At 62.1% G+C, this 23341-nt stretch carries 20 protein-coding genes; 12 read left to right on the top strand and 8 right to left on the bottom strand.

Annotated elements, in window-relative coordinates; genetic code table 11:
- Positions 1-79: 79 nt before the first annotated feature.
- Positions 80-1051, top strand: a complete 972-nt coding sequence (locus ACP154_RS09110) for a glutathione S-transferase family protein (protein ID WP_421859750.1) — start codon at positions 80-82, stop codon at positions 1049-1051.
- An 18-nt stretch (positions 1052-1069) separates the two neighbouring features.
- Here ACP154_RS09110 and metH read toward each other — a convergent pair whose 3' ends face one another.
- The 3 genes from metH to metF are packed head-to-tail and all read right to left on the bottom strand — an operon-like array spanning position 1070 to position 5736.
- Positions 1070-3757, bottom strand: coding sequence for a methionine synthase (gene metH, locus ACP154_RS09105; protein WP_421859751.1), 2688 nt, complete (start codon positions 3755-3757; stop codon positions 1070-1072).
- A 9-nt stretch (positions 3758-3766) separates the two neighbouring features.
- Positions 3767-4828, bottom strand: coding sequence for a homocysteine S-methyltransferase family protein (locus ACP154_RS09100; RefSeq protein ID WP_107712684.1), 1062 nt, complete (start codon positions 4826-4828; stop codon positions 3767-3769).
- Positions 4829-4842: 14 nt separating this feature from the next.
- Positions 4843-5736: a methylenetetrahydrofolate reductase [NAD(P)H] gene (gene metF, locus ACP154_RS09095; RefSeq protein WP_421859754.1), complete on the bottom strand. Its 894-nt coding sequence runs from the start codon at positions 5734-5736 to the stop codon at positions 4843-4845.
- Positions 5737-5929: 193 nt separating this feature from the next.
- Here metF and ACP154_RS09090 point away from each other — a divergent pair, with 193 nt between their 5' ends.
- The 3 genes from ACP154_RS09090 to ACP154_RS09080 all read left to right on the top strand — a co-directional run bounded on the left by ACP154_RS09090 (position 5930) and on the right by ACP154_RS09080 (position 8135).
- On the top strand, positions 5930-6670 hold the full coding sequence (locus ACP154_RS09090; protein ID WP_421859756.1) for an MlaA family lipoprotein: 741 nt from the start codon (positions 5930-5932) through the stop codon (positions 6668-6670).
- A 31-nt stretch (positions 6671-6701) separates the two neighbouring features.
- Positions 6702-7319: an ABC transporter substrate-binding protein gene (locus ACP154_RS09085; protein WP_107712681.1), complete on the top strand. Its 618-nt coding sequence runs from the start codon at positions 6702-6704 to the stop codon at positions 7317-7319.
- 141 nt (positions 7320-7460) lie between these two features.
- A complete protein-coding gene (locus ACP154_RS09080; RefSeq protein WP_421859757.1) occupies positions 7461-8135 on the top strand; it encodes a CatA-like O-acetyltransferase in 675 nt (224 codons plus the stop codon).
- A 69-nt stretch (positions 8136-8204) separates the two neighbouring features.
- Here ACP154_RS09080 and ettA read toward each other — a convergent pair whose 3' ends face one another.
- Both ettA and ACP154_RS09070 read right to left on the bottom strand, forming a co-directional pair.
- Positions 8205-9869 carry an energy-dependent translational throttle protein EttA gene (gene ettA / locus ACP154_RS09075; protein ID WP_133725143.1) on the bottom strand — a complete coding sequence of 555 codons (1665 nt, stop codon included), beginning with the start codon at positions 9867-9869 and terminating at the stop codon, positions 8205-8207.
- Between the two features lie 93 nt (positions 9870-9962).
- Complete coding sequence (locus ACP154_RS09070; RefSeq protein WP_421859759.1) at positions 9963-10322, bottom strand: hypothetical protein; 360 nt, start codon at positions 10320-10322, stop codon at positions 9963-9965.
- 146 nt (positions 10323-10468) lie between these two features.
- Between ACP154_RS09070 and ACP154_RS09065 the strand changes: the two genes are divergently transcribed.
- A complete protein-coding gene (locus tag ACP154_RS09065) occupies positions 10469-12724 on the top strand; it encodes a S9 family peptidase (RefSeq protein ID WP_421859760.1) in 2256 nt (751 codons plus the stop codon).
- Between the two features lie 883 nt (positions 12725-13607).
- Here the strand turns inward: ACP154_RS09065 and ACP154_RS09060 are convergent.
- The gene (locus tag ACP154_RS09060) at positions 13608-14201 is read right to left on the bottom strand and encodes a DsbA family protein (RefSeq protein ID WP_421859762.1); all 594 of its coding nucleotides are present in this window, start codon (positions 14199-14201) and stop codon (positions 13608-13610) included.
- Between the two features lie 163 nt (positions 14202-14364).
- Here ACP154_RS09060 and ACP154_RS09055 point away from each other — a divergent pair, with 163 nt between their 5' ends.
- Together ACP154_RS09055 and ACP154_RS09050 are read left to right on the top strand one after the other, a co-directional pair.
- Complete coding sequence (locus ACP154_RS09055; RefSeq protein WP_421859764.1) at positions 14365-15603, top strand: hypothetical protein; 1239 nt, start codon at positions 14365-14367, stop codon at positions 15601-15603.
- Positions 15604-15639: 36 nt separating this feature from the next.
- Positions 15640-16074: a hypothetical protein gene (locus ACP154_RS09050; RefSeq protein ID WP_421859766.1), complete on the top strand. Its 435-nt coding sequence runs from the start codon at positions 15640-15642 to the stop codon at positions 16072-16074.
- Here ACP154_RS09050 and ACP154_RS09045 read toward each other — a convergent pair.
- The gene (locus tag ACP154_RS09045) at positions 16071-16571 is read right to left on the bottom strand and encodes a GAF domain-containing protein (protein WP_421859768.1); all 501 of its coding nucleotides are present in this window, start codon (positions 16569-16571) and stop codon (positions 16071-16073) included. The two genes, ACP154_RS09050 and ACP154_RS09045, sit on opposite strands and share 4 nt — an antisense overlap.
- Before the next feature lie 199 nt (positions 16572-16770).
- Between ACP154_RS09045 and ACP154_RS09040 the strand changes: the two genes are divergently transcribed.
- From ACP154_RS09040 to ACP154_RS09020, 5 genes are all read left to right on the top strand, one after another.
- Positions 16771-17229: a YHS domain-containing (seleno)protein gene (locus ACP154_RS09040; RefSeq protein WP_421859769.1), complete on the top strand. Its 459-nt coding sequence runs from the start codon at positions 16771-16773 to the stop codon at positions 17227-17229.
- Positions 17230-17238: 9 nt separating this feature from the next.
- On the top strand, positions 17239-17748 hold the full coding sequence (locus ACP154_RS09035) for a hypothetical protein (RefSeq protein ID WP_421859771.1): 510 nt from the start codon (positions 17239-17241) through the stop codon (positions 17746-17748).
- A gap of 83 nt (positions 17749-17831) precedes the next feature.
- On the top strand, positions 17832-19994 hold the full coding sequence (locus ACP154_RS09030) for a M3 family metallopeptidase (RefSeq protein ID WP_421859773.1): 2163 nt from the start codon (positions 17832-17834) through the stop codon (positions 19992-19994).
- Positions 19995-20064: 70 nt separating this feature from the next.
- Positions 20065-20973 carry a glutamate cyclase domain-containing protein gene (locus tag ACP154_RS09025; protein WP_421859775.1) on the top strand — a complete coding sequence of 303 codons (909 nt, stop codon included), beginning with the start codon at positions 20065-20067 and terminating at the stop codon, positions 20971-20973.
- A 127-nt stretch (positions 20974-21100) separates the two neighbouring features.
- Positions 21101-21808: an SDR family NAD(P)-dependent oxidoreductase gene (locus tag ACP154_RS09020; RefSeq protein WP_421859777.1), complete on the top strand. Its 708-nt coding sequence runs from the start codon at positions 21101-21103 to the stop codon at positions 21806-21808.
- Positions 21809-21893: 85 nt separating this feature from the next.
- Here the strand turns inward: ACP154_RS09020 and ACP154_RS09015 are convergent, their stop codons facing one another.
- Complete coding sequence (locus tag ACP154_RS09015) at positions 21894-23102, bottom strand: GTP-binding protein (protein ID WP_421859779.1); 1209 nt, start codon at positions 23100-23102, stop codon at positions 21894-21896.
- Positions 23103-23341 lie beyond the last annotated feature (239 nt).

Genomic DNA, 23341 nt, shown 5'->3' with positions numbered 1-23341 from the left:
CTGACGCGAGATCAGGCCGACGCGCCAGCTGACACGTCGGATCAGGAATGCAGGGGCGCAACACAGGAGAGAGCCCACCATGGGATTGCTTGTAGACGGCGTGTGGCACGACAAATGGTATGACACCAAATCCACCGGCGGACGGTTCAAACGCTCTGAAGCGATATTTCGCAACTGGGTGACCGCAGATGGCTCAGCCGGCCCAACCGGCGAAGCCGGGTTCAAGGCCGAGCCGGGCCGCTACCATCTTTATGTCTCCCTCGCCTGCCCCTGGGCGCACCGCACCTTGATCTTCCGGCGCCTGAAGGGCCTTGAAGACATGATCGATGTATCAGTCGTGCACTGGCTGATGCGGGAGAATGGCTGGACTTTCAAAGACGGCCCCGGCGTCATTGCCGACCCGATCCATGGCGCCGACTACATGCACCAGGTCTACACCGCCGCCAAATCTGACTATTCAGGTCGCGTCACCGTGCCTGTTTTATGGGACAAGCAAACCAACACCATCGTTTCCAATGAAAGCGCGGACATTATCCGCATGTTCAACTCCGCCTTTGACGATGTCGGCGCCAAGCCGGGCGATTACTACCCGCAAGCGCTGCGTGAAGAGATCGATGCGGTGAACGCCCGCGTCTATGACGAGATCAATAACGGCGTTTACAAATCGGGCTTCGCCACCACCCAGGACGCCTATGAAGAGGCGGTGACGACGCTGTTCGCCGCGCTCGATTGGGTCGAGGACCGGTTGTCAGACGGGCGCGCCTATCTGATGGGAGAGGATGTCACTGAAGCCGACTGGCGGCTCTACACCACGCTGGTGCGGTTTGATCCGGTCTATCACGGCCACTTCAAGACCAATCTCAAGCGCCTGATCGACTATCCGAAGATCAACGCCTATGCCCGCCGCCTGCACACCGGGCACGGGATTGGCGAACTGTTCAATCTCGATCACGCCAAGCGGCACTATTACGAGAGCCACGACATGATCAATCCGACCGGTGTGGTTCCGCGGGGCCCGGACGTTCATGTCGCGGATGGAAACGCCGAGTAAGACGAGGGAAGCGGCGGTTTACTCCGCCGCTTCCGCCGCCGCCACGGCGTCCGCATCGGGCTCATAGCCCAGCACCGGGGCGAGTTCTTTTTCGGCGCGCTTAAGGGTCCAGCCCTTGCGTTCAGCGTAATCCTCGACCTGATCCTTCGCGATCCGGCCTACCGCGAAATAGACGCTGTCAGGATGGGCAAGATAGAGCCCCGACACCGAGGAGGCCGGGCTCATCGCCCAGCTTTCAGTCAGCGTGATGCCGGTGCGCTCAGGCGCTTCGAGCAGTTTGAACAACAGGTCTTTTTCAGTGTGGTCAGGCTGGGCGGGATAGCCCGGAGCCGGGCGGATGCCCGAATAGGCTTCCTTGATCAGCTCTTCATTGGACAGCGTCTCATCAGACGCATAACCCCAGATCGAGCGGCGTACACGCTGGTGCAGGTATTCCGCGAAGGCTTCCGCGAACCGGTCCGAGAGCGATTTGAACAGGATCTCGGAATAATCGTCATTTTGCGCCTTGAAGCGGTCAATGATGGCCTGCTCACCCTCACCGGCCGTCACGGCGAAACCGCCGATCCAGTCGTCCTGCGTGGCCGAAACGAAATCCGTGATGGAGAAGTTAGGCTTGTCGCCGTCTTTCTTCGATTGCTGGCGCAGACCAAAGAAACGGCCCGCCTCAGCGCTGCGATCCTCATCGGAAAAGACGATCACGTCATCTCCGTCACGCCTTGCGGGCCACAAGCCCACAACGCCGCGTGGCTTGAGCCAGTCTTCGGCGACCATGGTCTTGAGCATGGCCTGCGCGTCCTCAAACAGATTGCGCGCCGCCTCGCCGCGGTTCGGGTCGTCCAGGATGGCGGGATAGCTGCCCTTGAGCTCCCAGGAGAAGAAGAACGGCGTCCAGTCGATATAGTCGACCAGATCCGCCAAACGCACATCGTCAATCGTGGTCAGCCCTGTCTTTTGCGGCGCGACGGGCTGATACCCGCTCGCATCCGCGTCAAAGCTGTTGGCGCGGGCGGCGTCCAGGCTGACGCGTTCACGGCTTCCCTGGGTGCGCGCCCGGGTCTCGCGGATCTTGGCGTAGCGGGCGGACACTTCATCCCAAAGCGGCTGACGCTCCTCCTGGGACAACAGGCGCGAGACAATCCCCACCGCCCGACTGGCGTCGGTGGCGTGGATGATCGGCGCCTTTGAATACGCAGGCTCAATCTTCACCGCTGTATGGGCGGGCGAGGTCGTGGCGCCGCCGATCATCAACGGCAGGTCAAAGCCCTGGCGCTGCATCTCGGAGGCCACATGCACCATTTCGTCCAATGACGGCGTGATCAGACCGGACAGGCCGATAATATCCGCCTTCTCTTCGCGCGCCGTTTCGAGGATCTTTTCGGCCGGCACCATCACGCCCAGATCCACGACGTCATAGCCATTACATTGCAGCACGACGCCCACGATATTCTTGCCGATATCGTGCACATCGCCCTTCACGGTGGCCATGATGATCTTGCCGGCGGCCTCTTCCTCTGCGCCGCTGGCGAGCCGCTCCTCCTCCATGAACGGGAAGAGATAGGCGACGGCCTTTTTCATCACACGGGCGGATTTCACGACCTGGGGCAGGAACATCTTGCCCTCGCCGAACAGGTCGCCCACCACATTCATGCCCGCCATCAGCGGGCCTTCAATCACATGCAGCGGACGTTCAGCGGCCTGGCGGGCTTCTTCGGTGTCTTCCACCACATAAGCGTCGATGCCCTTGACGAGCGCATGCTTGAGGCGCTCCTCCACCGGGGCGCTGCGCCAGGCTTCATCTTCCTTCTGCGCCGCTTCGCCTGTGCCCTTATAGCGCTCGGCGGCGTCCAGAAGCCGCTCGGTCGCGTCGTCGCGGCGGTTGAGGATGACATCCTCGACCAGCTCGCGCAGCTCGGCGTCAATCGCGTCATAAATGTCGAGCTGGCCTGCGTTGACGATCCCCATATCCATCCCCGCCTTGATGGCGTGATAGAGGAAGACCGAGTGCATGGCCCGGCGCACAGGTTCGTTGCCGCGGAAGGAAAAAGAGACGTTCGATAATCCGCCCGAAACGTGACAGCCGGGCAGGTTCTGGCGGATCCACCGGGTGGCTTCAATGAAGTCCACCGCGTAATTATTGTGCTCCTCAATCCCTGTGGCCACCGCGAAAATATTGGGATCAAAGATGATGTCGTTGGGATCAAAGCCGACCTGATCGACCAGCGTCCTGTAGGCGCGGTCACAGATTTCGATCTTGCGTTCGGCGGTGTCGGCCTGGCCCTCTTCATCAAACGCCATCACGACGACAGCGGCGCCATAATCCTTGCACGCCTGAGCATGCTTGAGGAACTCGGCCTCGCCTTCTTTCAGGGAGATCGAGTTGACGATGGCCTTGCCCTGCACGCATTTCAGGCCCGCCTCGATCACCTCCCACTTGGAGCTGTCGATCATGATCGGCACGCGAGCGATGTCAGGCTCCGCCGCGATCAGATTGAGGAAGGTCGTCATGGCCTGCTTTGAATCCAGCAAGCCCTCATCCATGTTCACGTCAATGACCTGGGCGCCCGCGTCCACCTGCTGACGCGCCACATCAAGCGCGGCGGCGTAATCCCCCGCCTTGATCAGCTTGCGGAATTTCGCCGAGCCGGTGACGTTTGTGCGTTCGCCCACATTGACGAAAATCGCGCGCGAGGGTGAGCCGTCAGTCATTTACACTCCTCAGGCCAGCTCAAACGGTTCAAGACCCGACAGGCGCATCGCCCCTTTATGGTCGCTGCGGGTGCGAGGCTGACCGGTTTTGGCGTCGCGCGCAATTGCGGCGATATGATCCGGCGTGGTGCCGCAGCAGCCGCCCGCAATATTGATCAGGCCGGATTGCGCCCAGTCCCCGATAAAGGCTGCGGTCTCGTCCGGCGTCTCGTCATATTCGCCAAAGGCGTTGGGCAGGCCCGCATTGGGATAAGCCAGCACAAGGCATTCCGCCACACGCGCCAGTTCCGCCACATAGGGCCGCAATTGTTTGCCGCCCAGCGCACAGTTCAGTCCCACCGCCCAGGGATTGGCGTGACGGATGGAGTTGTAAAACGCTTCGGTGGTCTGGCCCGACAGGGTGCGCCCCGAGGCATCCGTAATCGTCCCCGACAGGATGATCGGCAGGTCCGCATCGATCCGGCCCTCATTGCGCAGATCGAGGATCGCCTTGATCGCCGCCTTGGCGTTCAGCGTGTCAAAAATCGTCTCGATCAGGAAGAAGTCCACATGCTCGGCCATGGCCAGAACCTGCTCGGCATAGGCGTCGCGGACCTGATCAAAAGTCACTTCGCGAAAGCCGGGATCTTCCACATTGGGAGACAGCGACAAGGTTTTGTTGGTCGGCCCGATCGCGCCCAGCACCGCCTTGGGCGAGCCGGTTTCAGCTTCGGCTTCATCCGCCGCTTCTCGCGCCAGACGCGCGCCCTCGCGCGCGATCTCTGCGGCGAGACCTTCCATTTTGTAGTCCGCTTGGGCGATCGAGGTGGCGGAGAAGGTATTGGTCTCCACCATGTCGGCGCCTGCATCGAAATACTGTTTGTGGATCGCGCGCACGGCGTCCGGCATGGACAGGTTAAGGATGTCGTTATTGCCCTGGATCGGGCAGGACCAGTCGGCAAACCGCTCGCCGCGATAGCCCGCCTCGTCCAGTTTCAGCGTCTGGATCTGGGTGCCCATGGCGCCGTCCAGGATCAGAATGCGGTTCAGCGCCAGCGCGTCCAGCGCAGCGCGGCGTTCAGCTTTGGTCATGGCGTTCGGTTCCGTTAAGCGGCTTTGACGTCTTGAGGCGGCTTCACACCCAACAGCGCACAGGTGGACAATGACAGTTCAGCCCGGTTCAGCGTGTAGAAGTGAAATGTGTCCACACCGCCCTCGCACAGCGTTTCGCACATTTCAGCCGCCAGATGCGCGGTCACCAGCTCCCGCGTGCCGGCGTCGTCTTCCAACCCGTCATAAACGGCATGGACCCGGTCCGGGATATGCGCGCCGCACATCTCGGCCATGCGCACCAGGCCTTTGAAATTGGGCTGCAGCATCACCCCGGGTACAATGGGAATATCGATCCCGGCTTTGCGAACGCGCTCGAGATAGCGAAAGAACGTGTCGGCGTCGAAAAAGAACTGCGTGATGGCGCGCGTCGCGCCCGCATCGATCTTCGCCTTCAGCATGTCCAGATCCGCGTCCCAGTCAGCGCTGTCGGGATGCTTTTCAGGATAACACCCCACCGACACCTCGAAATCGCCAATGGCCTTGATGCCGGCGGTCAGGTCGGCGGAATTGCTGTAGCCGTTGGGGAAAGGCGTATACGCTTGACCCAGCCCTTCGGGCGGATCACCGCGCAGCGCCACGATATGACGGACCCCCGCCGCCCAGTAATCGCGGATGACGTCATCCACCTGATCTCGGGTCGCGGACACGCAGGTCAGATGGGCCGCCGGCGCCATCTCGGTCTCAGACACGATGCGGCGCACCGTGCGGTGGGTGCGGTCTCGCGTCGAGCCGCCCGCGCCATAGGTGACAGAGACAAAGTCCGGAGCGAGCGGCGATAGCCGCGCAATGGACGACCACAATTTCTCCTCGGCTTCCTCGCTTTTCGGCGGGAAGAACTCAAAGGACACTTTCGGTCCTCGCGCAGAGGAGCGGCCAGTCACGGTCATCACCAGTCCAGTCACGGTTTTACATCACCGGAAACCGGCGACACATCCACATAAAGATATCTTTATGCGATTATTGCGCTGCAGGCAAGATGGAACTGCCCGCTGAGCGGCACGTTATGGATTTCCCTGACTTGATATCCCCACCTCAAACCCGACATTGTGCCCACTGACACGTCGATCTTAAGGACCCTTCATGCGTATCGCCGCTCTGACCTCTCAAGCCGCAGTCCTGCTGGCTGCTCTCAGCCTGACCGCCTGCGCTTCACGAGAGATGGCGCAAGAGACCGGCGATCCGTTCGAACCCACGAACCGCGCCATATTCGCCGTCAACCAAACGCTGGACGACGCTGTGATCGGTCCGGGCGCGCGCGCGTACGACGCCGTGACCCCCGAGCCGGTGCAAAGCGGGGTGCGTAATTTCATGACCAATCTCAACCAGCCTGTGGTGTTTGCGAATGCGCTTTTGCAAGGCGATGTGCATGCCGCCGGCGACACGATCGGCCGCTTTGTCATGAACACGACCATCGGCGTGGCGGGGATTTTTGACGTCGCCAGCCAGGAAGGCGTGCCCCAGCATCGCCGCGACTTTGGCCAGACCCTCGCGGTCTGGGGCGTTGGCGACGGCCCCTATCTGGTGCTGCCTCTGCTTGGCCCGTCCAATCTGCGCGACGCGACCGGACGGTTTGTTGATCGCTATCCGCATCCGCTGAACTGGAGCGAAGAGGAATCGGGCGAGGCCTGGGCCTGGGGCGTGCGGGGCCTGAATGGCACACAGATCCGGGCGGACCTCGATGACACGATCGACAGCCTCAATCGCACCGCAATTGATCCCTATGTTCAGGCGCGTTCAGCCTGGCGCCAGTCGCGCTCAACCTTCATCGAGACCGGAAGTCGAGCCGATCCTGACTATCAAGATCTGCCAGAGTTTGAATAAGCACGCCGAATTGGCGGCAGGAGACCTCCCCATGATCAAACACTTTCTCACCGCCTTCGCCCTGACGCTCCTGGCGCCGCTGGCTCTGGCGCAGTCCACAACGGCTGATGACGCAGAGGCGTTCGTCCAGACCCAGGCCAATCAGGTCATCGAAACCCTGACCGCACTCAACGCCGGGCAAACCGATCTGCCAACGGTGCAAGCCGAATTTCGCCAGCGGATCGATGCGCTGGCCGATGTGGACCGCATCTCCAATTTCGTGTTGGGCCGGTATCGCCGCAGCGCGTCTGAAGACGAGCTCGACGCCTTTCGCAGCGCTTTCCGCACCTATGCGATCAGCGTTTACGAAAGCGAGCTGAGCGCCTATGCCGGCCAGCAGCTGGACGTCACCGGCTCCGTCACCCGCAATCCCGGCGATTACATCGTGCAGTCGCGCGTCTATGGCGGCCCCAATGGCGAAGAGTTCGACGTCAACTGGCGCATTCTGGAAACCGACGGCCAGCTCAAGGCCGTGGATGTGGAAGTGCTCGGCGTCTGGCTGGCCCAGACCCAGCGCGAACAGATCCTCGCGGTGATCGGCAATAATCGCGGCGATGTTAGCGCCGCCACGTCCATGCTGCGCAATCGCGCGCCGGGCGAGGACGCCTGACAAACCCGCCTCTGGCCCCTCAGCCAGAAGAGTTGAAACGCCCGCCGGGGCGCGCTACCAGCAGCGCGCTCCGGCGGTTTCGTTTCCGGCTCGCGGTTCTAGCGCACGCCCGGTCACAGACCCCGGCCAGAAAGGCGCGCCATGACACCTTCATACTCCCCCGAACTCATCGCGCCGATCGACGCGCCGTTTGAACGCGGCCCGCAATTGCGCTGGTTTGACGCCCTGGACGATCCGCGGCTGAACATCACCGCCGAGCTGACCGCGCCCGATTTCGTCAGCCTGGCGAAAGCGCGCGGCCTGCCGCCCTTCGCCGTTCTGTTTCACGCTATCTCGGGCGCAAGCCTTGATGTGGACGCGTTGCGCTGGCGGCTGACCGACCAGGGCGAGCCCTACCGGGTCAATGCGCTGTTGCCCAGCTACACCGTGCGCAACACCCACGGCCATGTGAACTTCTCCTATGTGCCGTTCACCGAAGACCTCGACGCCTTCATCGCCGCCTATCATTCAGACAAGCACGAGGCGGAGACCGCCACCGAGATGCGCACCCATGTCAAGGCGGCGCCCGAGTGCGGCCAGCTCTATTGCACGGGCCTGCCTTTTCTGCGCTTCACCTCGATTGAGCATCCCCGCTCAGGCGGCGGCGGCCTGGCCGCCACGCCCAATATCGCGGCGGGCCAGTGGCGGCGCGAAGCGGAGGGCCAGCTCAGCCTGCCGCTGTCCGTCCAGACCCATCACGGGCTCGTGGACGGGGTGCATGTGGCGGCGTATTTCGACGCGGTGCGGGACAGGCTTGAGCGGTTCGCCAACAGCTAGTCTCACAGACTTCCAACAAAAAAGGGCGCGCCGGTTGGCGCGCCCTTTTTGTTTTGATCGTCAAAAGACCTAGCGTTCGAACTTCTGGAATTTGACACGCTTGGGCACCAGGGCGTCATCACCCAGGCGGCGCTTCTTGTCGGCCAGATAGTCGGTGAACGAGCCTTCAAACCATTCCACATGACTATCGCCTTCAAAGGCGAGGATGTGGGTGGCGATCCGGTCAAGGAAGAAACGGTCGTGCGAGATGACCACGGCGCAGCCGGGGAAATCTTCCAGCGCCGCTTCCAGAGCCGACAGCGTCTCGACATCGAGATCGTTGGTCGGTTCGTCAAGCAGGAGCAGGTTGCCGCCTTCCTTCAGCATTTTGGCGAGGTGGACACGGTTGCGCTCACCGCCCGACAGCACGCCGACTTTCTTCTGCTGGTCGCCGCCCTTGAAGTTGAACGCGCCCACATAGGCCCGGCTCGCCACTTCCTGATCGCCCAGCATGATCATGTCATTGCCGTCAGAGATCTCTTCCCAGACATTCTTGTTGGGATCGAGCGCATCGCGCGACTGGTTCACATACCCAAGCTTCACGGTCTCGCCGAGGGTGACAGAGCCGCTATCGGGCTTTTCCTCGCCGACGATCATCTTGAACAGGGTGGTCTTACCCGCGCCGTTCGGACCGATCACGCCCACAACACCGCCCGGCGGCAGTTTGAAGTCGAGATCATTGATCAAGAGGCGATCATCAAAGCCTTTCGACACATGGTCGAAATCCACCACATTGCCGCCAAGCCGCGGGCCCGGCGGAATGCGGATGACAGCGGTCGAGATCTTTTCCTTCTCCGCCGCGTCGCGCTTTTCCTCATAGGATTTGATACGGGCCTTGGATTTCGCCTGACGCGCTTTCGGCGCGGCGCGGATCCAGTCGAGCTCGCGCAGCAGGGCGCGCTGCTTGGCGCTCTCTTCGCGCGATTCCTGCTCGAGGCGCTTGGCCTTTTGCTCCAGCCAGTCTGAATACCCGCCTTTATAAGGCACGCCCTGACCGCGATCGAGCTCCAGCGTCCAGGTGGTGATCGCATCCAGGAAGTAACGGTCGTGGGTGACGATCAGCACAGCGCCGGGATAATTCTCCAGATGGTTCTGAAGCCAGGCTACGCTTTCCGCGTCAAGGTGGTTGGTCGGTTCGTCAAGCAGCAGCACATGGGGTTTCGACAGCAGCAGCTGACAGATCGCCACCCGTCTGCGTTCACCGCCCGACAGGTTCGTCACATCCGCGTCCGGCGCCGGGCAGCGCAGGGCGTCCATGGCCATCTCGATCTTGGAATCAATGTCCCACGCATCGCGTGCGTCGACCTGCTCTTGCAGCTCGGTCATCTTCTCCATCAGCTCGTCGGAATAATCCTCGGCGAGCTCCATGGCGATCTTGTTGTAGGCGTCATAGATCTGCTTGTCCTCAGACCCTTCAATGACGTTTTCCCAGACGGTCTTGCTCTCGTCGAGCTTGGGCTCCTGGGGCAGATAGCCCACGCGCACGCCCTTCTCCGCCCAGGCTTCGCCTGTGAAGTCGGTGTCCTGTCCGGCCATGATGCGCAACAGCGAGGATTTACCTGCGCCGTTGACGCCCACGACGCCGATCTTGGCGTCCGGCAGGAAGTGCAGCGAGATGCCGGAGAAGACCTGTTTCCCGCCGGGATAGGTCTTCGCCAGATTGTCCATGTGATAGACGTATTGATACGCGGCCATAGGCGTGCGCGCTCCATTAGCTGGGGGCTTTGTTCTAGCGCCACGCTATAGCGGGTTTGGGGGGGATGACGCAATGCAGCGTGACGCGAACCCCTAATCCGGCCGCACAACATTCTCGCAGGCATACTCTGCGATATGGCCGGAGATGGAGTTGGGGTCGATCGGGTCGAGCATGTAATTGCGGTCATCCGCGTTCATCTCGTCCACCGTGCGCCCCTGTCCCAGATAGCGCACAAGGCCCGCTCGGCAGTCGATTTCGCGCTGTACGAAGGTCTCGCCCCGGCGCCCGACCCGGCGGGTGACGATCTCAAGCTTGCCGCCCCGTGTGGGCACCAGCATCAGAACGTCATAGCGCGCCGCTGGGTCATTGGGTATGTCGATGACGGGAAAGCGCTGGTTTTGCGCGCTCGCCAGCATGCTGGCCGTCACAGCGATCAGGGTCAGCCCCGGCATGAACCTCTCCCGGTCCGGTCAAAACACGTTATCCATAAGCCTCTCAAAAGAATGCTTATGATCAGTTACGACGCCAGCGCAGCGTTTACCCCAGAGCCCGCACCCATTAGCGTCGCGCCCAAACAGATTTGAGAAGGGGAGCTCTCATGCGCCACGCCTTGTTCACCTGCGCCGGCCTTCTGACCCTGGCCGCCTGCGCGCCGTCGGCCGAGACCGCACAAACACCGCCGCCCGCCCCAGCAGATCCGGCGGCGCTGAGCATTGACGACGTGTTCGGCTCGGTCAGCCTGACGGGCGCGACGCCGCGCGGCCTGCGCTTTTCTCCCGATGGCGAGCGGGTGACCTTCCTGCGGCCCAAGGCGGACGACCGCACGGTGACCGATCTCTGGGCGATGAATCTCAGCGACGGGCAAGCCTATATGCTGGTGGATTCCGCAGTTCTGGCGCCGGATGAACGCGAATTGTCCGAAGCCGAGATTCAATATCGCGAGCGCGCGCGCATCTCGACCTCGGGCGTTGTCAGCTATGACTGGGATGAGACGGGCGACGCGATCCTGGTGCCGCTTGATGGCGATGTCTTTTATGTGAATGTGGATACCGGCGAGGCCGAGCGCCTGATGCAGACCGAAGCGTTTGAAACCGACGCCCGCGTCAGCCCGGACGGCCAATATGTGAGCTTCATCCGCGATCAGAATCTGTGGGTGCATAATCTTGAGAGCGGCGAGGAGCGCGCCCTGACGACCGAAGGCGCCGGTGCGATCAGCTGGGGCGTCGCCGAGTTCGTCGCCCAGGAAGAGATGCAGCGATACACCGGGTATTGGTGGAGCCCCGATGGCCGCTATGTGGCTGCCGCGCGCATTGACGAGACGCCGGTCGAGATCGTCCCCCGCTTCGGCATCAACGCCGAGGGCGTCACCGTCACCGATCAGCGCTATCCCCGCGCCGGCACGGACAATGCGCTGATCGAGCTGCATGTGATCGACGTAGCGACCGGCCAACGCACCCAGGTTGATCTGGGCGCAGAAACCGACATCTACCTGGCGCGGGTGAACTGGAGCGCGGACAGCACCACGCTTTACGCCCAGCGCCAGAACCGCGCCCAGACCGTGCTCGACATTCTGGCCGCCGATCCGATGACGGGCGAGACCGAAACCGTCCTCACCGAACAGTCAGGCGCCTGGATCAATCTCACCAATGACTTCACCGCGCTCGAAGAGGGCGGCTTTCTGTGGACGTCCGAACGCACCGGGTTTCGCCATGTCTATCATGTGAACCCAGACGGCGAGACGCGTGCGCTGACTTCTGGCGAGTGGGTAGTGGATGAGCTTGCGGGCCTGTCTGAAGACGGCGGGACCGTTTATTTTGAAGGCTGGATGGCGAGCCCCTTGGAGCGTCATCTCTACGCCGTGCCGTTTGACGGCGGCGAGCCGGTGCAAATCACGCAAGGTGAAGGCCGCTGGAGCGCCAGCCTGGGACAGGGCGGCACGGGCTTTATCGGCAGCTATTCCGATCCCGACACCCTGCCTCAAACCGCATTGTATGACATCTCCGGCGAACGCGTGGCCTGGATCGAGGAAAACGCCATTGGCGAAGACCATCCCTATGCGCCCTTCCTTGAGAGCCATCTGGTTCCCGAGTACGGCACGGTGCTCGCTGATGACGGGGTGACCGAGCTCTACTGGTCCATGCTCAAGCCCGAGTATTGCTCGGCGGCCAATCCCTGCCCCGCCATCGTGCAGGTTTATGGCGGCCCGCATGTGCAGACCGTTTCGAAAGGCTGGGTTGGCGCCCGCGATCAGCTGTTCGCCGACGAAGGCTATATCCTCTTCAAGCTGGATAATCGCGGCAGCTGGAATCGCGGCCATGCCTTTGAAGCGGCGCTGCATGACCGGATGGGCGGCGTGGAAGTGCGCGACCAGCTGACCGGGCTTGATTATCTGGAAGGCCTTGAGTTCGTGGATAGCGACCGGATCGGACTGTGGGGCTGGTCCTATGGCGGCTATATGGCCCTGATGACCACGCTGCAGGCGCCGGGCCGATTTGACGCCGCGGTGTCTGGCGCGCCGGTGACCGACTGGGCGCTTTACGACACCCATTACACCGAGCGGTATATGGACACGCCGCAAAACAATGAGAGCGGCTATTTCGAAGGCTCGGCCTTCGCCCATCTCGACGGCTATGAAACCCCGACCCTGCTGATCCACGGCATGGCCGATGACAATGTCACGTTTGATCATTCCACCCGGCTCTATGCCGAGCTGCAGGAGCGCGGAGAACTGTTCGAGATGATGACCTATCCCGGCCAGCGCCACGGCGTGCGGCCGCCCGCGCTGCAACGCCATCTGTGGACCACGATCTTCGACTTCTTCGATCGCGAGCTGAGCGAAGACGACGCTGAGTAGGGTTCAGGTCAGGCTGAACACGAAAACCCCGGAGCCACGCTCCGGGGTTTTTTGTTGTGTCGGCGCTGAACCCCCGCGCAGCGCAGAGCCGGGGGCTCGTGCTGGAAAAGGCGTTACTCGCAGAGAAAGGTCCCGAGTCTTCGCGAGGCTCGCCCGGGATTTCAGCTCTTTTATAATTAACTCTTTCCCGGCGAAGGCCGGGACCCAGAGCCGGATATACGACGACCCTGGATGACCGGGACACACAGCGACGTTTGTGAGCGTCCCTCTCCCATCTCTGAGGGGAGAGGACAGGTGAGGGGTGAGCGGCGCCTGATCCTTCAAGACTGTTGCGAGCTGAAGCGCACCCCCTCACCCGACCTCTCCCCCTTCTCCAAGGGGGAGAGGGGAAACACCCATAGCCCCGCGCGCAAACGCAGGGGGAGAGCTCATGACGGGTCGCGCGGGAGCGGGCCGTTAAAGTGAATATGGATCGTCTAGGAAGCCACCCGGCTCCCGCGCTTGAGATGTTTTGTCGGGATCACCGCACGGAGACTTCTGCGCTGTCGCGCCGCCGGTGCAGTCAGTGTCTCATCAGACGCCGCTGCCCTGGACCGTACGATGATGATCCGCCTTTTCGGCCAGAGCGTGCGTTAAACGCTCTGTCCTCGGGACATCCCGCCCCTCCCAGCCTGAACGCGCCGGCCGCCCGCCCTGGAAGGAACGGGACGCAGTATGGCTCACGCGGGAGAGGGGGCGGATAAGTTCGCACTAACCCCCAAACTGAAACCCCGGCCAAGCGCAGCGTCGAGCCGGGGCCTCCCTCAAGGTGAGGCGCTTTTCGCGGAGGGAGGTCCCGGGTCTTCGCTTTTGCTCGCCCGGGAATTCATGTGCTCTTTCTCCCCTAGCCCGCACGCTCTTCCAGCCAGAGGTCAAACCGGTCCTGGCCCCAATACCTGTTAGGGCCGTCGATCAGGAAGGGCACGCCGAACACGCCGTCTTCTGCGATCTTGGCGCGCTGATCCTTGATCACTTGCGCCAGGCTGGCGTCCGCGCTGATCGCGTCCGCGTCAAAGCCGGTCCAGTCAGCCGTCTTCGCAGCTTCGGCAAGGACATCCGCGTCTGAAATCGTCTTCCCCGCCCCCCAGCGCGCATCGGACACGGCAAGCGCGAAGGCGAGGCCCTTGCCGGCGTTCTGGGCGGCGATGAAGCTGAGATTGGCGAGGCGATAATCGGGGTCAAACGGATCGGGCAAAGCGAGGGGCAGGTGCATCCGCATGGTCATGCGAAACACGTCCTGCTGGTAATAGGCGAGCTTGTACTTGTTGCGCGTCGGATCGGCGAACTCAGCATCCTCGGGCGGTCCGGTGAACACGATGAGATTACCGTCAAACCCGGCGCGCGCCAGCTTGTGCAGGCCCAGGCGTGAATACGGGCTGCGGAACGCGAAATAACAGCGCAGCCCGGTCTTGGTCTCGGTGTCAGTCGTGTCGTTCATGTCGCAATATCCGGGGGTTCAGGAGAAATGTCTGGCTACGAGCTTAACAGCCACATCTGAGAGCGCTAACGTTCTATTAACGTCTGAGCACATGAACGCCATTCACATATGCATGAGGCTTAGGCGGCGTGGCCTGAGGGGGCTGAAGCGAGGGGAAACGGCGATGACGTCAGAGGTCATGATCATGAACCGGCAGGCGGTCGTGCTGGCGGCGGACAGCGCGGTCACCTATGGCGGCGGGCCGGGCTCGGTTGTCACGCTGGAAGCTGAAAAAATCCTGCAGCTCGGGCCGAACATGGCGCTGATGGTGTATTCGCGCGGTGATGTGCTCGGTCGCTCCTGGTCACATATCGCCCACGCTTTCAAACGCGCCCATGGCGATCATGACTTTGACAGCGTTCAGGCCTGCGCCGACGCGTTTTTCGCTTTCATCGACCAGAACCGCGCGCTTTTCCCCGAGAAGGAAGAGGTGGATGAGCTCGAAAGCCTGATGCGGGCGGCCATGCTGACCGTACTCAACCATGCGCGCACCCTGCGCCATCATGCACCCAGCGAGTATGGCGACGACGCCGCCGCCTTTGAAGGCGCGCTGGATCTGTATCGGGCGCACCTCCTGCAAGATGACGGAGGAGCGGAGCGAGCCAATCTGGATGTCTTCGCTGAACTGGACCGCGACCGCTTTTACGAGCGGTACGCCGCCATGCTCGACAGCCTGATCTCGGACGCGCTCGGCCCGTTCGGCATGCAGGAAGGGATCCGCAACAAGCTGTTTGATTTCGCCTATCTGATCGTCACCAAGCCCGCTTTCCTGGAGCCCTATGCCGGGCTGGTGTTCGCAGGCTTTGGGGAAAGCGACGTCTTCCCGGTCTACAGCCATTACTACGCCTCGATCTTGGTGGACGGCGTGATGAAGCGCGCTCATGACGAAACCACTCAAGTCGGCGTCGAGAACGGCCCGAACGCGTTCTTGCGCACTTTCGCCCAGGCGGAAATGACCCACGCCTTCCTGCGCGGGGTTCACCCCTATTTGTTTGACGTCATGGCGTCGATGAACATGGTGACCAATGAAGCCGCCAGCGAGGTTGCGCTTCGCAAAGCCGGGCTCGACGACGCCGCAGTGGACGCTGTGATGAGCGAATTGCGCGATTCTGAATTGCTGTCCCTGTCCGCGGAATTCATCCATACGGCGCGCACCATCTCGCAGGAAGAATTTATCGACCCGTTCATCGCCGTGGTGGCGGCCTCGGGTAAAAAACAGATGGGGGAAACCGCCAAGGCCTTGGTGGAGCTCAATATTCTCAAAAGCGATCTGCACCAGACCCAGACCGGAGTCGGCGGCGAAGTCGACGTCGCGATGATCTCGCGCACCGGGGGGTTTGAGTGGTATGCTAAGAAATCGTAAACTCCTTCACCCTCGCAAACCCCTCAGGAGGCGATGATGAGTGCAGACCCCACCCGTTTGAACATCGAACGCGCTCGTGAAGCCCTGGCCCGCGCCCGCCTGGATGATGTGGCGTCGGCGGTTCGTGCGCCGCGTCCGGCCGATCTCTCCCGTCTTGAGGAACACCAGGCCCGCGCCGAAACGCTCAGCGAGCGCGCCGAAGACTTTCGCGCTTCGGTTCGGACCCGGCTGGGTCTGGGCGAAGCCTCTGGCGCTTCCATGAGCTACGCCCATAGCGCCAGCAGCGCCCACGGCATGGACGCCGCCTTGTGCGACGCCGAGGTTTGCGCGCCGGCGCCGCCGCGTCTGGGCGACGCACCGCAGCCCGCCAGCCCGAAGGCGACAGACATTAAGCCGGCGGCCCCGGTCACACCGGCCGTGAAAGCGGAGCCCGGCGAACCCCGCCGTCGCAAATTCCTGGGATTGTTCTAGGCGGTCAGAAGCAGTTTGCAGATAGCCTCAAGACCGGTCTGGTCGTCCGCATCAAAGGCGTCGAGCTCGGCGGAGTCCACATCTAGGACCGCCGCCAGCTGTCCGTTTGAGTCATACACCGGAACAACGATCTCTGATTTGGATCGGCTGTCGCAGGCGATGTGGTTCGGGAAAGCCTCCACATCCGGCACCAGCTGGGTCTCGCCTGTCGCCGCCGCCGCGCCGCAGACGCCGCGCCCAAACGGAATGCGCAAACAGCCCAGCGTGCCTTGATACGGGCCTACAACCAGCTGGTCAGGTTTGAGCGGATCGACCACGTAAAACCCGGTCCAGAAAAACCGCGGGCCGAAATTATGCGCCAGCAGGCACGCCGCCGTGGCGTAGCGGGCGGTGTGACTGGTCTCGCCTGCGACAATGGCGGCGATTTCCTTGCCGATGCGGATATAGGCTTCAGCCTTGGTCTCGCCTTCAACGGCGGTGCTCATTTCTTCAGCCATGCCCGGCTCCTGCGCTGTCACAGAGTGTTGCTGGCGCACATCTAGTCACAGAAGCCTTTCGGCGCCAGCGCCGCGTCTGCAAACTAACACTATCACGCGCGGCTCACGGCTTCGTGCAAGCCTGTGTAGAGCGGTATGGGACGACTTCGTCTAAGCCTTGGCTCAACGACACTCATGTCGATGACAGAGGAGCAAGATCATGCGCAACGCACTTCTTCTGGCCGGTATGCTGGCCTTCACCGGCGCCGCCCTTCCGGCCGCGTCAGCCTGGGCGGAAGACGCGGTCTATACGGGCCGGTTCAGCAATACCGCTGTGGGCGGGTATGACGCCGTCGCCTATCACACCGAAGGCGAAGCCCTGCGCGGCGAGCGCGCCTATACGACCACCTGGAATGGCGCGGACTGGCGCTTCGCCAGCCAGGCCAATCTCGATCTGTTCGTCGCGGACCCCGAACGCTACGCCCCCGCCTATGGCGGGTATTGCGCCTGGGCGGTGTCTGAGGGCTACACCGCCAAAGGCGATCCCAATCATTGGAATATCGTCGATGGCGTTTTGTATCTGAACTATAATCGCGAGATCAAAGAGCGCTGGACCCAGGACATTCTTGGCCATATCGCGCGGGCGGACGCCAATTTCCCCGCCCTTGTGAGCGAATAGGAGGGGCGTATGCCGAAGATCAATCTTCGCAAACTGGCCGCCTATGGGTTCGGGATCTGGATTTCGGCGATCTTTCTAGATTCCCTGCGCTTTAAATTCACCGGGCATGAAACGCCCCAGCATATCTTTGAAACCCTGCGCGACTGGTCGGGGATCGGGCTGTTTTATCCCGCCGGCCCCTGGATCATCGGCCTGGCCGAGCTGACGGCTGCGCTTTTAGTGCTCGGCGTGCCTCTGGCGGTGATGCTGACCACGCGCCAATCCGGCCACGCCGCGCTGGGCCAGAGCCTGGGCGGCTTGCTGGCGATGGGTGTGATGAGCGGGGCGATCATCTTTCACCTCTTCACCCCCTTGGGCCTTGAAACCCCGACGGTCTGGTCGGACGGTCAGCCGACCGAATGGAGCCCGGCGCTGTTCATCGCCGCATGCATCACCTGGGTTGCGGGGCTGGGTATGGTGCTGTTGCGCGGCGCGGAGGCGCTCAGGCTCATCCGCCGCCCGGCCGCGTCCCCCACCTGACAGCAAATTTAATTGAGGTTTGCCGCTCCGCCCCTAAATTGTGCCGTGATGTTATAACGCTTAACACAGCTATTGGGGAAAGTATGAAACAGTCTCTTCGCCTTGGTGCTGCAGCCTCGGCTCTGCTGCTCACCCTCGCCACGGGCGCGCACGCGCAACCTGCGCTTTCGTCGCTGACAGTGCTGAGCGCCGGCCTGATGCAATCACAATCCAATCCCCTTCTGGCGGACTGGACCACGCCTTATGGCGCCCCCCCGCTGGACCAGATCGAGGAAGCGCATTTCCGGCCTGCGTTCGATGAGGCCTTTATGCGCCACGCTGCCGAGATTGAAGCCATCGCCAACAATCCCGAAGCGCCAACGTTTGAGAACACCATGCTGGCCATGGAGATGTCGGGGCAGCAACTGAGCCGGATTGCGAGTGTCTTTTTCAATCTCACCAGCTCGGCCTCCAATGACGAAATCCGGGCGATCCAGCGCGAGATGAGCCCGCGTCTGGCCGCGCATAGCGCATCCATCACGCTGAACCCGGCTTTGTTTGCGCGCATCGATGCGCTGTATCAAAACCGCGACTCCCTGGACCTGACGGCTCAGCAAGCGCGTCTTCTGGAAACCACGCATGAAGATTTCATTCGCGCGGGCGCCCAGCTTGATGAGGCGCAACGGGCGCGGTTTGCGGAACTGCGCTCTGAACTGGCCGGGCTTTACACCCAGTTTTCTCAGAACGAACAAGGGGACCGCGAGGCCTGGACCCTGGCCCTCAGTGAAGACGATCTGGAGGGCTTGCCGGCCTATGTGGTCTCTGCGGCCGCGGGCGCTGCGGCGGATCGCGACATGGACGGCCATGTGATCACGCTGGCCCGATCCAGCGTTGAGCCGTTCTTGCAAACCTCGCCGAACCGGGATCAGCGCGAAACGGCTTGGCGCGCCTGGACCCAGCGCGGCGATAATGACAACGCCAACGACAATAAAGACACGATCCGTCAGATCCTGGCGGCGCGTCTTGAACTGGCCAATCTGCTCGGCTTTGAAACCTTTGCCCATTACCGCACCGCTGGCACCATGGCCGGGACGCCGGACGCCGCGCTGGCGCTGATGGACCAGGTCTGGTGGCCGGCGCGCGAACGCGCTTTGGAAGAAGCTGCGGATATCGAAGCGCGCATCGCGGCAGCCGGGCTCGATCATGAGCTCGAGCCCTGGGACTGGCGCTATTACACTCAACAAGTGCGCGCCGAGCGCTTTGACATCGACGAGACAGAGGTCAAATCCTACCTCCAGCTCGACAATATGATCGACGCAATGTTCTACGTCGCAGGTGAGCTTTTCGACGTCAGTTTCCGCGAGCGCACGGATATTCCGACCTATCACGAGGATGTGCGCGTTTGGGAAATGCTCGACGCTGATGGCGAGGTTGCGGGTCTGTTTTACGGGGACTTCTTTGCACGTCCCGGCAAGCGTGGCGGCGCCTGGATGTCCAGCTTCCGCGCTCAGAACGGACAAACCGGACAGATCCCGCTGATCCTGAACAACTGCAACTATAACAAGCCGGCAGAGGGCGAGCCTGCCTTGCTGTCCTTCACGGACGCAGTGACCTTGTTCCACGAGTTTGGCCACGGCCTGCACGGTCTGCTGTCCAACACGGAATACGCCTCGCTTGCAGGCACTTCGGTGGATCGCGATTTCGTCGAATTCCCCGCCCAGCTTTATGAGCACTGGCTCTCTGAGCCGGAAGTGCTGCAAAGGTTCGCGCTTCATTATGAAACGGGCGAACCCATGCCGTCCGCTCTGCTGGATCGGTTGCTGGCCGCCGGCACGTTCAACCAGGGCTTCGCCACGGTGGAATTCCTCAATTCAGGCTTTGTGGATCTGGCGTATCACCTGAACACCGAGCCCGAAGCGATCGAGATCGACGCTTTTGAAAACGAGGTTCTCGGTGAGCGTCAGAGCCCCGAGGACATTCCGATGCGTCACCGCTCCACCCACTTCCTGCATACCTTTGCGGGCGAAGGCTATTCGTCTGGCTATTACAGCTATTTGTGGGCGGGCGTTCTGGACAATGACGGCTTCGCCGCCTTTGAAGAAGCCGGCAATATCTTTGACCCCGAGCTCGCTCAGAAGCTGCTCGACAGCGTCTACTCTGCGGGCGATTCCCAACCGGCCATGGACGCCTATATCGGCTTTAGGGGCCGTGAGCCGGAAGTGACACCGCTTTTGCGCAATCGCGGGTTCATCCAGGCCGAAGGCTAAGCCTAAACGGTTTTCCCATCCTGACAGCCCGGCGCTCCCGCGCCGGGCTGTTTTGCTTTACGCTCAATCCATGACTCAGGACCTGTTGTTCTCAGCCCTTGAAACCGAGCTCGCCCGCGGCGCTGCGCGTGGTGCGGACGCTCTGGCTCCCTTCGCGACGGGCGGGCTGGACCGCGCCGCCCGTCATCTCATGCGAGACACCCGGCCCATCGCCTTGTTCACAGGCTTTTACGTCGCCCATGCCGCTCGGCCCGCCGCTGAGACCGACGGGCCGATGGCGGTAATGGCCATCGCCGAAGCGCTCCATGCACTTGGCCGTGAAGTGATGGTGGTGACCGATGCGCCCTGCGCGCCAGTGCTCGATCAACTGGTGCGTGAAGCGGGCCTGCCCCGCTCAACTCTGTTGGCGCTTGAACACGCTGACGGCTTGCAGGACGCGCTGCATGCGCGCGGTGTCAAAACCGTGTTTTCCATCGAGCGGCCGGGCCGGGCGATAGACGGGCGATGCTATTCCATGCGCGGCCGCGATCTCAGCGCGCATACGCTGGCGTTTGACGCTGTCTTTCATCCCCGCTCGGGTTTTATCCGGCTGGCCGCCGGGGATGGCGGCAATGAGATCGGCATGGGCGCCCTGCCCAGATCCGCGCTGTTCACCCATATCGACCAGGGCCAGACCATCGCCAGCGCCACCGGGGCCGACGCCCTGATAGTGGCGGGCGTCAGCCATTGGACAAGCTATGCGCTCGCCGCGGCGATGATGGCACGCGCCCCCGATCAGGCGCCTGTCTGGCAAGATGCGGTCAGCGATGTGCGCGAGCACCACCGGCTCGCCGCCGCCCTCAAGGCTGGCGCGGTGGACGGTGTGACCGGAGAAGCAACGCCCACCATCGACGGGATGGAGCTGAGCACGCATCTCGACAAACGCGATAGGCTCATCTCCCTTGCGGCTGCGTATGTGCCGCCTGACCGAGTTCTCTGAGCGCAAACCGGGCCTCATGGCGCGCGTCCCCTTTTTCTGCGTTCACTTTGAAACAGATTAGGGGTGGCGAGACGGGCTCACCCGTCTCGCCACAAGAGTTTGAATGACGCGAATCGAGGAGACACACATGGGTAGCTACGCACTATTCGGCGGAGCGGGCGGTGTCGGTTCCGCCCTGGCGCGAAGCCTCACATCAAACGGTCACCAGGTTCATCTGATCGGCCGCAACGAAAACACGCTCGCCAGTCTTGCTGAAGAGATCGGCGCCAGCTACGCCGTCGCCGACGCCACAGACAGCGACGCCGTCGAGCAGGCGCTGGAGCAGGGTCCGGACGCGCTCTCCGGCATGGCCTACGCGGTTGGAACCATTGATCTCAAACCGCTGCGCCGGGTCACCGCCGAAGACATGCGCCATGCCTATGAGGTCAATGTCATTGGCGCGCTGAACGCCGCGCGGTCCAGCCGGTCGCGCATGTCTGACGCCGGATCCATGGTGCTGTTCTCTTCGGTCGCGGCGCAAAAAGGGTTTCAGAACCATACCGCCATCGCTGCTGCGAAAGGCGCAGTGGATGCGCTGACCCGTCAGCTCGCTGCCGAATACGCGCCGAAAGTGCGCGTCAACGCGATTGCGATGAGCCTGACGGAAACGCCGCTGGCGTCGTCGGTGATCAAGAGCGACGCCATGCGCGACGGCATCGCCAAAAGCCACGCTTTGCAGCGCCTGGGCCAGCCTGAAGACCCCGCCGCCCTGGCCCGCTTCCTGTTGTCAGAGGACTCAAGCTGGATCACCGGAACGATACTGAATGTTGACGGCGGCCGCTCCGCGATCGCCTAGACTGACACCGCGTTCGCATATGATCTGCATCTCTGCGCCAATCGCCCCCTCGCTTGAACGCTGCGAGGGGGCATGACCTGACATCTTACCGGCCCCATTCGGGGAAGGGGTCGAGCCGTCCCGCCCAAAGCTCTGGCGCAAACCCTGATGACGGATCCACAAGGCAGGCGTCGAGCTCACGACGGATGAGCGCCTCGTCCATATTGATGCCGATGAAGACCAGTTCCTGACGGCGATCGCCCCAGACCTCGTCCCAATGGGTGTTGATCATCTGATCAAAGTCGCTGCCGCTCGGCCAGTGCTCGCGCGGGACCGCCGCCCACCAGCGCCCCAGCCCCTGATGACGCACCAGAGCGCCGGCCTGGCTCAGCTCCGCCACCCAGTCGGGGCGCGTGGCGATCCAGAAATGCCCCTTGGCGCGGATGACATTGGGCCACTCACGCCCGTAAAAAGCATGCAGCTTCGCCGGGTCAAACGGGGCGCGCGCGCGATAGACGAAATGCTCGACGCCGTATTCCTCGGTCTCAGGCACATGCTGATCAAACTCATATAGCTCCTTGGCCCAGAGCGGGTGATTGTGCGCCTTTTCAAAATCGAACCGCCCCGTGTTCAGTACCCGATCGAGGTCGACTTGGGAGAAACTGGTTTCAATGATCTCGGCCTCGGGATTGAGCCCGGAAACGACCTTGCGCACGGTCGCAAGATGCTCGGGCGTGACCTGCTCGACCTTGTTGATGATGACGATGTCGGAAAACTCGATCTGATCCACAAGCAGGTCAATGACGGCGCGTTGATCCCCCTCGCCCGCGGTCTCGCCGCGGTCAGACAGAAAATCGGTTGAGGCGTAATCCTTGAGGAGGTTCACCGCGTCCACCACAGTGATCATGGCGTCAATTTTGGACACATCGCCCAGCGACTGCCCGGCCTCATCGCGAAAGTCGAAGGTCGCCGCCACGGGCAAGGGTTCGGACACGCCGGTGGACTCAATCACCAGCGCATCAAAGCGTCCGCTCTCAGACAGCTTGCGGACTTCCGTCAGCAAATCCTCGCGCAGGGTGCAACAAATGCAGCCATTGGTCATTTCAACGAGGGTTTCATCCGTCCGGGTGACCTCACCCGTCCGCGCCACCAGATCCCCGTCAATGTTCACTTCGCTCATGTCATTGACAATGACTGCGACCTTCAGCCCCTGCTGATTGGTCAGAATGTGCTTGAGCAGCGTCGTCTTGCCCGCGCCCAGAAAGCCCGACAGGACAGTGACAGGAAGGCGGGTGTCCGGGTGGTGAACGGCCATGGCGAGCTCCAAATGTAACGTTATCACATCACACTTACCTGACCTCTGAGACTTGTCAAAGGATCGCCCCACACGCTTCAAAGCCTGGCGAACAACGCGGCCTGTCGCCGCCATACCTCGGCAGTTGGCCAGTGCCGCTCAAACTCGCCCTCGACGCAAGGCGCAAGTCTCTGGACATTCCTTCCCCTGCACCGCGATTATGCATGCCTCGCCAAACCGCGACGCCCATGCCGGGCTGA

The sequence above is a fragment of the Oceanicaulis sp. genome, assembly GCF_965249665.1.
Classification (GTDB): domain Bacteria; phylum Pseudomonadota; class Alphaproteobacteria; order Caulobacterales; family Maricaulaceae; genus Oceanicaulis.
Note: the sequence above shows the minus strand (reverse complement) of the source record. Positions and strands in the feature narration are given on the sequence as shown.